The following is a 12,906-nucleotide window of genomic DNA, read 5'->3' as shown; positions in this document are numbered from 1 at the left end:
CCTAACTCAGCTCCCCATTTTCTAATTTATTAATCAAATCGTGTACTTCTTGTTCACTAGTAGCCATTCGGTAATAAACTCCTGATTCTTTCAACTGGTCAAAGTACTTCTGTTGAATAATATGAATTTCTTCATCACCTAGACGCATGTTTTCAGCTTTGGTTTCAATAACCAAATAGATTGGCTTATAACCATGTTCAATTTTAAAAATAAAGTCAGGTGTAGTTGTTCCGTTATCAAATCGTGGAATCTTGATAGCTTTCTTTGGTAACTTGCCAAAAACACTAATCCTAGGACCATATGATCGCTTCAAAATTTTTAATTCTGGATCGGCACTATCATAGTAAAGTGGTGGTCGATCATACAAGTACTTCTCATCAGAAGTCGAATTTGACTGGTATACACCTAACAAACTAGCTGGTACTGAATCTACAAATTCTTGTTCCTTCGCATTGTAAATCGAAGTTGATGCGGAAAAGTTTAATGGTTCATAGCTGTATGAAGTCTTGATACGTTTATTGAACTGATTATTAAAAGTCCGAATTAGATTCTCTAGTGTCTTTTCATTAATGTAATTCGTATTGTTCCTCAGACGCTTGATGGCCTTAATCATCAAATTATTTAGCAAATTGACTGAGAGATCTGTTTGTTGAGCTAATATTTTGAGAAACTTACCGTAGTTCATGGTCAGGTAATCTGTATTATAATCAGCCTGTGTTTCTCTTATAAATGCTGCATTTTTATCAGTGATAACTTCCTGATGAACCATTTGTGGGCGTTGTAAAACAAAAATCTTATTGTCACTGTCATTAAAAACATTGCGAGCAACGATTTCGGCATCCTAATTAACTGATGGGTCAAACTTAATCATCTGCCGCTTACCTAGCTGCAGCCATAAATTCTTCAACTGTTGCCAATTTTGCTTACGCAGCCTAACTACAGTATTGTCCTTAGAATTCTTATCACGAACCTTGCCCTTAGCAACCTTAGTTTGTTGTTCAAGTTCAGGATAAAGTTGACACAAAGCATCGTAGCCAGACATAGTTTGCCCATCGAGTTTCACATCATCTTTAAATTTATTAGAGCGGGTAATTACGTTATGCTCATCTAAATCATCAAGTAACTGGTCTTCATTAAATTGAGGAGCAGTCTTTTGTCTGACTTGCACAATCAGCTTAATCATGTCATCCGTAAGTTCCTCTTGGTTTAGTTTAATCGGCGAATCATCGTTAATTTCACCAACTAATTTCTGAGCGAAATCGCGTTCATCATAACCAATCAAGAATGAAAGCCGACTTTGCCATTCATCTTGGTTTAAGCGGTGTCCAGTTTCATCAACCGGTAAGCGTAATCCACGACCAACTTCTTGAATCTTACTAATCTCTGAACCAGAAGTCCTTAGCTTAGCAATCGTAAAAACATTCGGATTATCCCATCCTTCACGGAGCGTCCATTTGGAAAACAGAAAACGACGAGTCAACCAGTTTCCATCCTCATCCTTAAAACTAAGTAACTTTTCCTTATTACTCAAAATATCTTCGACCTCGGCTTGAATGTCAGCATCCGAACTACCACGATCTTCACTAAAGTATCCAGCATATACGTCCTGATGCTTGGACTGAATGCTCCTTAAGGTAGCTTGTAAGAATGAATGATATTCTTTTTCACGATCATCCATCGCTAGTTCATAACGGGCAATTAACTTTTTCAGTTTCTTGATCAAAATTGTTTCAAAATCACGAACCAACCAGCCTTTACCATTAGCTTCCCCACGAAAGCTTGAAATACTATCAATGAAGAATAAAGATAATGTTTTAATTTTAGGAGCATTGTCTCCTGAATTTGGGCGCAAGAAGTTTTCCTCTTCGGCTTTAAAGTGACAATCCAAGGCTTGTGAGATAATTTCGTCCTGATAGTTTTGGGCAAAAGTACCAGGAATTAACTTCATATCCTTTGAAAGAGCTAAGCCATTAGATAATTCACAATCTGTTCCACCAACATAAGTAATGTTACCTTCAAACCCCGAATCAACATCCACTAAATTTTCTCCGACATTAAGTGAGTATTCCTTCTTGCCTTTAGTAATAATTAGTTCCTTTGCCTTAGCTTGCTTCACCTTATATAAATTGTTAGCCTGTTCTTCTGGTATATCAGGATAGTCAATATCAATTCCCTTGACTAATCCTTGGTTAAAGCTGTCAACTGCGTCAAGGTTAAACTGGGGCTCACCACGATAGTAATCAATCTTAGTAACTTTATTTTTACTACGACCACTGGTCGTTTCTGGGAAAGTGGCCCCAAAACGAACAATCAGCTGGGGGCTCATAGCTTCAATATCTTCGTAAAACTTCTTGCCCCGTGGGAAACGTTGTGGCTCGTCAATAATTACAACTGGTCTCGTTGCTGCAATGGCTTTAATTGGCGAAGTTTCTCCCCCAAGCAAAGTCTGATCATAGTCATCACGGTGCATGGACTTAGAGTGCAGCATCCCCTGGTTAACCAGCAAAACTTCAATTTGGTTAGCATTCTGCCTAGTTGCTTCGACAAACTCTGATAGCTGAGCCGGGAAGTTCCGTCGTCCTGAACGCGCACTAAAATCCCCTGCATTAATGACGTTTAATTGAATGCGAGTATTTTCATAAAATTCGCTAAAATGCTGCTTGGTATAGTCACTTTCGATAAAGTTACGAGTTCCCTCTTTAATACTCGGACTTGGCACAGCGATAACAAACTTAAATAAACCGTACTTTTGATGTAATTCATACATCATTCGGGTATAAACGTATGTCTTACCAGTACCCGTTTCCATTTTGATATCAATATTAGCTTTGTCGTTGTAACGATATCTAATTAAAGGATTAGCATAAATATAATTAGCATCTGGATTAGCACTCATCGTATCCATACCAGGAAAAGCCTTATCTATTGCTGCAAGCGCGTCTGTTTGGTGTTGTAAAGTTTCAAGTTTAATCTTCATGGCATTAGTACCTCTTGATTAAAGTGACTTTACTGTTTAACTGCTTCAGACCATTTTCTAGTTCGCGTAATTCAGCGACGTTAAAGGAATAACCAAAGATAACCACACTCTGAACTTCCAGTTGATGAGTACCCAGTTGATTCAATAGTTCTCTAGTTTGATCTGCTCCCCAGCCTTCATTAATTAGGTAGAGACGATTATCCCCAACTTGATGAGCTGAGTAATTACCAAACTTAATTTCTTCAACATTGGTATCAAAAGAATAACCATCTTTGGCTAACCAAGTAGTTAAGATTGTCTCTTCTCCAGTAGCATCTCCATCTATATTTAATACTTGGCTAGAGAAACCATCCACCATATTAGTAAAGAGGTTAGTATTGTCTGGATCAAAATCTTCAATTTCTTCAAGGGTTTGCTTAACAGGTTTAACAACTCGATAATGTTTGAAACTGCCATCGAAATCTTCAGGTAGGGTTAATTCATTGTCTTCGCGAATCTTTTTAGCCGCACGACGAATGCGTTCCCGGGAAATTTGGTCAATGGATTTAAAACCAGCATCATATGCTTCTTTTCCTCCCTTGGTTGGTATCTCATTACCATCTTTGTTAGTGTGATAGGGTTTTTCGGGCAGTTGAACCATAATAAACTTTCGGTGACCACCATCTTCGGCATTTAGTTGCATCACGGCATCAGCAGTAGTAGAAGAACCAGCAAAAAAATCCATTACAGTAATATAAGGATGCTCATGCCCCACTATATTAATTAAATATTTAACTAAACTTGTAGGTTTAGGATTAGTAAACATATTTTTGAGATTTAATTCATTTAGACGTTTAACACCATCCTCATTGGTCAATATTCCCAGCTCTTTATTCAAATTCGTGTTTGGCGTTCTATACTTACCATTTGCATCTTTTCGTAAAAAGCGGGGATTTAAATCAGTTGACTTAAATAAAAATACAGTACCCTTATTAGCCTCATCATTAACAGTCTCTTGAGTCCATCTGATACTCCCTTTGACAGTAAAAGGTGCTATATTTCTTCCTTTTTCTATTTGAATAGTATCTAAAAGTTCTATTTTGCTAAATTGCTGAGAAGTTATAGTTGCATCATTATACTTATAAAAGATACAGCTATCAGTTGGAAAAATAACTTTACGTTCTGCATTTCTTCCATTAATAAGTGGAACATCAGAGTTTTCTAATTTTGATCCGTAATACTTTTCGCCATAGCTATTTTTTTCAAATGATAAAACATACTCTGTTGTTCTTCTAGAATAATTAGATAATGCTGGAGGAGTTTCCGTTTTTGTCCAGATAAATTGAACCTTAAATTGCTGCTCACCAAAAATAGAATTCATTAGCATAGTTACATCAGCACTTTCATTATCGTCTATGGATACAAATATTATGCCTTTATCTGAAAGTAATCTTTTCGCCAATACTAATCTTGGATACATAAATGTCAACCATGCCGAATGACTTGAATTACCCTGAATACTCTTCAAACGTTCTACTTGATCATCATCTAGGCCAAACATCTCTTTCAACTTATCATCGGAATATTCAAAAGAATCAGGATAAACAAAACCGTCACTTCCAGTGTTATATGGCGGATCAATGTAAATCACATCAATCTTGTTTTGATAAGATGTTTGCAAATGTCGCAGTACTTCCAAATTATCTCCCGTAAAGAACAAGTTCTTACTGTTCTTACCTTCACCTTGATTCTGCTTCTCATTAGGCACAATTACCGTGTGAGGCATCTCGCCAGCTTGCCGGCGCGCATAGTCCTTACCAATAAAATCTAGCTGATAACCCTCACTCAGCTCATTAACGTTCTTATCCTTTAGTTGGTTCCTAAACTTATCTAAGTCGAAAGAACCATCTTTTGTAAAGAATTCAGGCAGCTTTTCCTTTAATTCATTAAGAAAAGCAGTGTTGGGCTGAACAGTGTCATTATATTTTTCATTATCTGTTTGCATTTCTTATTCTCCTATATTGATACGTTCCGTCTCACAAATATCAGCAAGGTTACAATTTAACCCTGAACATATCTTCATTAAAAGATCTGTAGTAACATTGGCATTCTTACCAAGCTTAGCAATGGATGCAGCGCTAATATCGCATTGCTTTTGCAAATCCTTTTTCTGCATACCTCTGTCAATGAGTAATTTCCATAATTTTTTGTAACTCATCTTATAGATAATTTTTAATTTAGTTTGATTGTTGTTCATTCCAAGATCTCCCGAATAGTTCTTTACCACCACGTTCTAATTTTAGAACTGTATTATCTGTAATCACCTTTCTTGCTTCTACTGAAAGAAGATCGATGGTATCAATAGAAATGAAAACTTGCTTAGTTTCTTTCCCATACATTTCAATGATTTTATTTTTACGATCTACTTCAATATTTGAAAACATCAAAGAATCATGAATAAAAAACGGTAATCTCGTTAAATCTAAACACGCTTGGTCAAAAAGAATGAGACCCTTGAATGATGTACCAGTCCCTTGATCATTAATCGTTTCAAAGGAATAATTGTTAGCCTTTAATTCAATATGCGGTGGCTGAAATGCATCTGTTCCACAAATCTCCTCATTAAGTTCAGCCATTTTTTTATTCAACGTGTGTTGAACCTCAGCTACTTGTGTATTTACAGTCGCTTGTAATGCTTCTTTCTGATCTTTTTTAGCTTGATTTAACTCATTTCTCGTCTCGTAGTTCTTATTCTCCTCTTCCAATCGTTTAAGGTCAGCCTTTTTATCCGCATAATCGTTAAGAATGGCAGTTTTAACATTAGGCGCCTGCTCATTCTTAATCTCTCTAGCTTCAGCAACTAATTCACTAATGCGATGACTAACGTCTGAAATATTGTCTTCAAGAGCATCCTTTTTTTTTCAAACTCTTCCTTTAAAAACTTGGTGACCTGATGATGGAAATTATCTATTTTCTCAATCTTATCAAGGTCAACCTCTGGGAAAAATTGCTTCAATTCTCGATAGTTACTTCTAAACTTATTAGGACCTGCTTGTTCATTAGCTTTAACAACATTTAGCCTGCTCGTATATCTATTTTTTAAATCTCTTAGTTGAGACAAGCTATTCCGAATATCTCTAAGACGCTCAGCTTGCATTTCATCTAAATTCAAAGTACCTTCTTTATTTTTTGATTCTAGATTTGTGAGCTGTAACTTTAGGTCATCGATTCTTTTAATATTTTCTTTATATTGCTTTTTGGTATCCACTATTGGCACATATTTATATGTCCCGGCATTTTTAAATACTGTATAAGCTTCTTCAGCTTTTTCCGCTGCTTCTTCTCTTTTATTAATTGGAGAATACTTATCAAATAATTTCAATAAACCGTAAACTTGCTGCTTTCCTTGTTCTTGCTCAAACATTTGCAGCGGCCTTTTTTCATTGACAGTCTTCCGATTATAAACTCGAATAAAACGACTAACGGCACTTCTAAAAGTTAAACCTGGTAAATCTAAGCTATAATTCTTAGCCAAAAATTTTTGATACTCCTTAATTGTCATTTTTTTATCAGCTAATGGTTCAAAACTTTCATTACAGACATTAACATTTTGGAAATCTTTAGTAGATCTGGAAAAGTAATAATTTTTTTCGTTAAACTCAAAAACGAAATTTATCGTATGCTGGCCAACATTCTTTTGAACGTCCTTATCCTTTTTTACGTAGTCTTCGCCGCCAAAGACAAAATCTAAAATCATCAAGAAGGTGGATTTACCTATAGAATTAGTTCCATTCTTACCACCTAATACGACATTTAACCCATTATGAAAATTTATAGGCTCACGAACTCGTCCATTAACAATAAATTGGTCACAACTAATCTGTTTTAGCACCGTGTATCACACCTGTTTCTTTATCCAAATAAATCTTACCCAAAATAAACAAACAATCTAAAGATTCAACGAACTCACCCACATCATCAAAGTTTCTTCTTGTTGCATTGAAAAGTTGCTGTGGATTCATAGCCCGCTTGTTTAATCTCTTTAATAACTTAGGTAGATTTGCTAACGTACTTTCCCTATAATCTGTCACTTTACTTGGCATTTTCAACTTCAAACACCTCACAATTTTGAACAAAGAAAGCGACTATTATTCGTACTGCTATCGAATATTCTTTTTCTAAATTCGCTTTCTTGAGAATCCAGTTAGCCAACTGCTCAAAAATTTCTTCTTGATCTAATTTCTCACGCTTGAATTTTACATACGCTAATTTCATTGTTGTTGCCAAATCATCAAAATAAAATGAATCTCCTGCCATATTAGAAAATTCATCTCTTATTTTGTTGTAATACCCCATAACATAGAAGTTGACAGTTCCTTGTAATGAATAATCACTACTGATTTTTTCTTCTACTTTGTGTGCATCATAAGAAATGGGCATGACATTCATATCAGGCTTGATATTCTTTAATCCCTTAATCACTTTGGTTAGATTTTCTTCTAAAGTTAACTGATTAAGGCCTTTTGCTAGATGGCTCTCAATGCTAATACGCCTTTTTGTATTAACTAAACTTTGATAGTCCTCTACTGTCGGATTTTCTAGATAAAGATTGGCACAATTTAAGCACAATGGAATTTTATTATCCAACGCATCTGAATCTTTGGGTGCGCTTTTTATTTTGAAAAATTTCGATTTGTCCTTTATTGCTAAGTTATCAGGAAAAATATGAACAATATCATAGTTGGAAATTGCTTTATACTCCCCAGCTTTTGTCAACTCTTGACCGCACAATGGGCATTTAAGGTTAACATCCTGAACTAATTGTAGCCGAGTAATAGTATTTTGATTGTCCCATAAATCCGAGGGGGCAACCGAGTTCTCCCCATCCTTAAATTTATTCAAAAAGGTTTTCAAGATTTCAAAACATACTTCACCTAAAGAAGCAGAAGTTACATTAAACCCCTTGTTTCTAAGTTCATTTCTAATACTTTTCTTTGCTCCAGGTGCAGTAAATTCAATTCTATCAATAAAAGATTTGCCGCTATTAATTCTTTTCAAAATATTCTTTGCATCTTTTTTAGGGATTTTCCTAGTTCCAGAACAGTACTTATTAATTGTATCCAATTCCTTATTACTTAATGGATTAAGTTTTCCGTCCTCCGACATTTGATCTTCAACTTCCGTTTGCGGAGTACGAATCATTAAATCAAACAAACTTATAAGAAATTCAGGGCGACATTGCTTATTACTCTCTTCATTTTCTGGATTAGCTATATAACTCCACATGATGTCAAAAAAATCATAAAATTCCATATCAATCACACTCTACTTTCGGACAAAAAATGCCTGATTTTGTCTCAAACTGTCCGAGATCAAATTTTTGTTTCTAATATACTAATCGTGAATTAAAGATAGTAATTCAATTCACAATTTAAGTATATCGGTTATCAATATTAATTAAGCGACTGTGAATTTTATCTCTCTAATTCAGCATGTATCGTCAAGCTAACGATGTTCCAGCGTGCTTGATAATTGAATAATTTTTACTGCAACCAGCTACTGGAAGTTTGCTGCAGTTCCGAAACGATTGAGTTTTGGACTGTTTCACACATGACTCTTGCTATCCATAACCTTCGTTTCGGTAACTCTGAAAAGAAGGTTTTATTAATGAAAAAAGTTAATAAAGAAAAAAATAAGAAGATCGATAAAAACATTTCCTTTAATCATTCTTATGAAAATAAGTCAAGAATAGTCAAATACACTTGGTCTTTTGATCAAAAAGCAGACAAAGATTTTAAAAAGAAACTTGATAAGCCAACACAAAATAGAATCATTAACTGGTTAGATTCACACATCGATGGAATTGGTAATCCTAGACTTTTGGGAAAAGCTTTAAAAGGTGAGTTAAATAATTTATGGCGTTATCGAGTTGGTAAATATCGGTTAATTGCTGATATTAAGGATGACATTGCTAAGATTAGCATTCTAAAGATTCGCAAAAGAAATGATATTTACAAAAGAAAATAAGAATTAATTACTATAAATTCTATGATATACTATCTTTTCTTTAATAATGTTAATTTATTTAACATCAAAAAAGCATACCTTGACTTAAATAAGCCGATTTAACGGTATGCTTTTAATTTTGATTGATAGATTCCGTAATTTTATATTTTAGGCTTTATTTCGTTCCAGCACCGTTACTGCTTCGACATGGGGCGTTTGTGGGAACATATCCACCGGATCAATCTGGTCAAAAGTATAGCCTAACTGCTGAAATTCTTGCAGATCACGTACTAGCGTTGCTGGATTGCACGAAATATAAACAATTTTTTTGGGGTTAGTCTTAGCGGCAGCTTCAATAAACTCTGGGGTTAAGCCTTTTCTTGGTGGGTCAACGAAAATAATGTCAACTTGCATTCCTTTTTCTGCCCATTTAGGCATAATTTCTTCAGCCTTACCAGTAACATACTTGGCATTTCGGATATCATTAAGTTTTGCATTATTATTGGCATCCTTGACTGCATCTCTGACGCTCTCAATACCACGCACCGAACGCACATGTTTCGCTACGGTCAAGCCAATAGTGCCAATCCCTGAATAAGCATCAACAACCGCATCTTCTGATTGTAAGTTAGCCTTTTTAATTGCTAAATCATAAAGCCGCGGTGTTTGCAATGAATTGATTTGGAAGAAACTTTCCGGTGAAATTCTAAACTTGACGTCACCAATTTGATCAGTAAGTTGAGGTTTGCCAAAAATCAGGTAGTCCACCTTACCTAAAATAACATTAGTTTTCTTTGGGTTATAGTTTAAAACTAAACTAGTCACACCAGGAATTTTTTTGATATCAGTCGCAACTTTGGGTAATTGAGCAAAGTCTTTATGCAAACATACTAGAATTACCATCATTTCACCTGTTGCCTTACTACGACGGACATCTAGATATCTAACTTCACCTTGATTATGAATTTCATCATAAGCCGGAACGCGATATTGGCGAAGAATATCACGCACTGCCACTAAGACACGGTCAATTTCAGGATCAGTTGTCAAAAAGTTGGTTAACGGCACCAAATCATGTGAGTGCCGTCTAAAGAAACCGATTTCGAGTTGACCAGCAACTTCTCGGACAGGTACCTGAGCTTTGTTGCGGTAACCCGTCTCCTCCGGACTAGGTAAAGTAGAACCAACTTGCACATCATCAAGATGGGCTTTTTTCAATAAATTGACCACTTGGTTACGCTTGAATTCGAGCTGCTTGTCATATTTAATATGTGCCAGTGAGGCAAGCCCAGTTTGCACCCATTGATTAAGTTCAATCTTTACTCGATCAGGGCTCTCTTTAATAAGCTCTTCAATTTTGGCAAAAGCAAAGGTCTTCTTAACTTTTAATATTTTAGCTCTGACTATTTCACCAGGAATTGCATTGGTCACAAAGACCGTCATTCCTTCATAATGCGCTACCCCCATCGCTTCATACGATAAGTCAGTGATTTCTAAGTCAATAATTTGATTTTTTTCCATGTTCTTGTCCTTTTTTACAAACAATTGGTTAACTATTCTATTTTACTAAAAATTTGAATAAAAGTAACATGCTAACTTATTCTTTAACTTTGCTTTAACTTCGCTTAATTATCTTCACACCAAATTTAAAATGTGTTAGTTTTAGTACTAATTTGAGCCACAGAAAGGACATTTTTATGAATATTTTTGATACTAATTCAGATCGCCGACAAATTCATACTATCGCAGAAACTAATCGTTTTTTGACTAAAATGTATGCCCTGATGGGCGGCGCAGTTATGATTTCCGCCTTAGTAGCCTATTTGACTATGAATGTTTTTAGTACTGCACTAATGAATCTGCCTGCTACTATCATCTGGTTAATTTTATTAGTTCCCTTAGGTCTATCTCTAGGAATTAGTTTTAAAGCTAATCGCAATCCAGCAGCAGCTTTAGTTATGCTTATCTTTTTAGCTGCAATTTATGGCTTTGAATTTGCCTTAATTGCTGGCTTTTATACCGGCACCCAAATCACTTCAGCCTTTATCTCTGCCGCAGCAGTTTTTATTGCCATGGCTATATTTGGAACTTTTACTAAGCGTGATTTATCTAATTGGAATTCCTATTTAAGCGCTGCTTTATTTGGTTTTATGGTAGCTTGGCTAGTCAATCTTTTCTTACGTAATCCAGCTGTCACTTACCTATTTTCCTTTATCGGTGTAATAATTTTTACTGGTTTAGTTGCTAGTGATGCCAATAAAATGAAAGCTATTTACAATAATTATGGCGACCAATTGTCAAGTAATGGTCTAGCAATATTGGGAGCTTTGCAACTTTACCTTGACTTTATTAATATTTTTATGTTTTTATTAGAAATCTTTGGTGGTAATGGTAATAGGCGCAATTAATAAAAAAGGTGCTGGTCGCAATGATCGGCACCTTTTTTTATAATTAGATTATAGTAAGTAATAGCTTACATCATTACGATTTAAATTTAAAACACTTGAATATAGTCATCCATCCTCTTATACTTTTCATTATAGTTAATTTATAATATTTTTAAAATCAAATGGAGGTTACAGCATGATAGGTTGTAGCAGTTTTACATTAGAAACTAAGGATAAAAAACATTTTTTATCTAGAACAATGGACTTTATGATGGAAATGGCTGAACAAGTTATTTTTGTTCCTAAAGACAAAACTTTCGCCGTTTCATATAATACGACAGATCAAGTTACTAGTAAGCATTCATTTATTGGCATGGGTAGTATTCAATATGATATTGATAATTCTCCAGTTACTTGCGATGGTATTAATGATGCCGGATTAACCGGAGCTGTTTTATATTTCCCAGGATATGCTAGCTACAAACAACAGGCTGAGCCTAATACTTGGGGTGTATCACCCGATAAAGTAATTTCTGTAATTTTATCTCAAGCTAGTTCATTAGCTGACGTGGCCGAATTATTTACCAATAAAATTTCAATTGTTAATGAAGCTAGCCCCGCTTTAAAGGTTATCCCACCTTTACACTATATCTTTTCTGATACTACTGGGGAAAGTGTTATCGTTGAAACACAAGAAGATGGTACACATATTATCCGAGATTCAGTTGGCGTGATGACCAATAGTCCCGATTATCACTGGCACGAAACTAATTTACGTAATTACCTTTCTGTTAGACCAAAACAACATAAAGATATTGAATTTTTGGGTAAAACATTAAAGCCGTTTAGTCAAGGCTCAGGTACCTTTGGCTTACCTGGTGACTATACACCACCATCACGTTTTATTAGAACAGCCTTTATGAAAAATAATGTTGAACAACCCAAGGATGAATTAACTGCTGTAAGTTTAGCTCACCATATATTAGAAGCTGTCAGTATTCCACGCGGAATCGTTGTTACCCCTGAGAATACTTTTGACTATACTTGTTATTCAGCTTACATGTGTGCTGAATCTAAAAGTTACTATTACTCAACTTACGGCAACCAACGTATTAGATGTGTCAAATTGACACCAGAGCTGGAAAAAGAAACTGAATACCATGAATTCAAAGTTAATCCAATAGAAGATATTGATTATGCAAATTAAAAATTGACAAAAAAACTATCGTTTCAATTATAAGAAGCGATAGTTTTTTAATTACAAAAATTATATTCTTAATTACTTAAATATAAAACTTACTGATAATTATCAACAAAAATATAATTTTATTCACCTACAATATTTTTAAGTTCTTTTTTGTATTGCTCCTACATTTGCTTGATTTCATCATCTATATCAGTAGTGGCAGCTTGCTTTAACTGTTATGCAATGACAATGACTACTTTTTTAATAACTTGTGTAACAAGCGACTATTCACTTTAGACTAGCTTCTTTAATCCTAGCTTCATTTGCGGCATCTTCTAAAACAATAGCTGCTGATTATACGAATAAAAATA

General features: G+C 34.9%; 10 protein-coding genes and 1 pseudogene. 3 read left to right on the top strand and 8 right to left on the bottom strand.

What is annotated here, in order from left to right:
* Position 1: 1 nt before the first annotated feature.
* The 7 genes and pseudogenes from F5ESL0237_RS02000 to F5ESL0237_RS01970 form a co-directional block, all read right to left on the bottom strand.
* Positions 2-2,977, bottom strand: a pseudogene (locus F5ESL0237_RS02000) (type III restriction-modification system endonuclease).
* A 4-nt stretch (positions 2,978-2,981) separates the two neighbouring features.
* Entirely contained in the window at positions 2,982-4,961 is a 1,980-nt protein-coding gene (locus tag F5ESL0237_RS01995) for a site-specific DNA-methyltransferase (protein ID WP_122024486.1), read from the bottom strand.
* Positions 4,962-4,964: 3 nt separating this feature from the next.
* Positions 4,965-5,213 (bottom strand): helix-turn-helix transcriptional regulator, encoded by a 249-nt coding sequence (locus tag F5ESL0237_RS01990; RefSeq protein WP_122024485.1) that lies wholly within the window; start codon positions 5,211-5,213, stop codon positions 4,965-4,967.
* Positions 5,194-5,721: a DUF2326 domain-containing protein gene (locus F5ESL0237_RS08445; protein ID WP_233551844.1), complete on the bottom strand. Its 528-nt coding sequence runs from the start codon at positions 5,719-5,721 to the stop codon at positions 5,194-5,196. The genes F5ESL0237_RS01990 and F5ESL0237_RS08445 overlap by 20 nt, the downstream gene beginning before the upstream one ends.
* Positions 5,722-5,816: 95 nt before the next feature.
* Positions 5,817-6,848 carry an ATPase gene (locus tag F5ESL0237_RS01980; protein WP_122024484.1) on the bottom strand — a complete coding sequence of 344 codons (1,032 nt, stop codon included), beginning with the start codon at positions 6,846-6,848 and terminating at the stop codon, positions 5,817-5,819.
* Entirely contained in the window at positions 6,832-7,059 is a 228-nt protein-coding gene (locus F5ESL0237_RS01975) for an ABC-three component system middle component 7 (protein WP_122024597.1), read from the bottom strand. The genes F5ESL0237_RS01980 and F5ESL0237_RS01975 overlap by 17 nt, the downstream gene beginning before the upstream one ends.
* Positions 7,049-8,269, bottom strand: a complete 1,221-nt coding sequence (locus F5ESL0237_RS01970; RefSeq protein WP_122024483.1) for an ABC-three component system protein — start codon at positions 8,267-8,269, stop codon at positions 7,049-7,051. The genes F5ESL0237_RS01975 and F5ESL0237_RS01970 overlap by 11 nt, the downstream gene beginning before the upstream one ends.
* 354 nt (positions 8,270-8,623) lie before the next feature.
* Between F5ESL0237_RS01970 and F5ESL0237_RS01965 the strand changes: the two genes are divergently transcribed.
* On the top strand, positions 8,624-8,983 hold the full coding sequence (locus F5ESL0237_RS01965) for a type II toxin-antitoxin system RelE/ParE family toxin (RefSeq protein WP_122024482.1): 360 nt from the start codon (positions 8,624-8,626) through the stop codon (positions 8,981-8,983).
* A 147-nt stretch (positions 8,984-9,130) separates the two neighbouring features.
* Here the strand turns inward: F5ESL0237_RS01965 and rlmD are convergent, their stop codons facing one another.
* Positions 9,131-10,483 (bottom strand): 23S rRNA (uracil(1939)-C(5))-methyltransferase RlmD, encoded by a 1,353-nt coding sequence (gene rlmD / locus F5ESL0237_RS01960; protein ID WP_122024481.1) that lies wholly within the window; start codon positions 10,481-10,483, stop codon positions 9,131-9,133.
* A gap of 176 nt (positions 10,484-10,659) precedes the next feature.
* Here rlmD and F5ESL0237_RS01955 point away from each other — a divergent pair, with 176 nt between their 5' ends.
* Together F5ESL0237_RS01955 and F5ESL0237_RS01950 are read left to right on the top strand one after the other, a co-directional pair.
* Positions 10,660-11,370 (top strand): Bax inhibitor-1/YccA family protein, encoded by a 711-nt coding sequence (locus tag F5ESL0237_RS01955; protein ID WP_122024480.1) that lies wholly within the window; start codon positions 10,660-10,662, stop codon positions 11,368-11,370.
* Positions 11,371-11,545: 175 nt separating this feature from the next.
* Positions 11,546-12,556: a choloylglycine hydrolase family protein gene (locus F5ESL0237_RS01950; protein ID WP_122021385.1), complete on the top strand. Its 1,011-nt coding sequence runs from the start codon at positions 11,546-11,548 to the stop codon at positions 12,554-12,556.
* Positions 12,557-12,906: the final 350 nt, after the last annotated feature.

Source organism: Lactobacillus sp. ESL0237, from assembly GCF_003692985.1.
GTDB lineage: Bacteria > Bacillota > Bacilli > Lactobacillales > Lactobacillaceae > Lactobacillus > Lactobacillus bombicola.
Note: the sequence above shows the minus strand (reverse complement) of the source record. Positions and strands in the feature narration are given on the sequence as shown.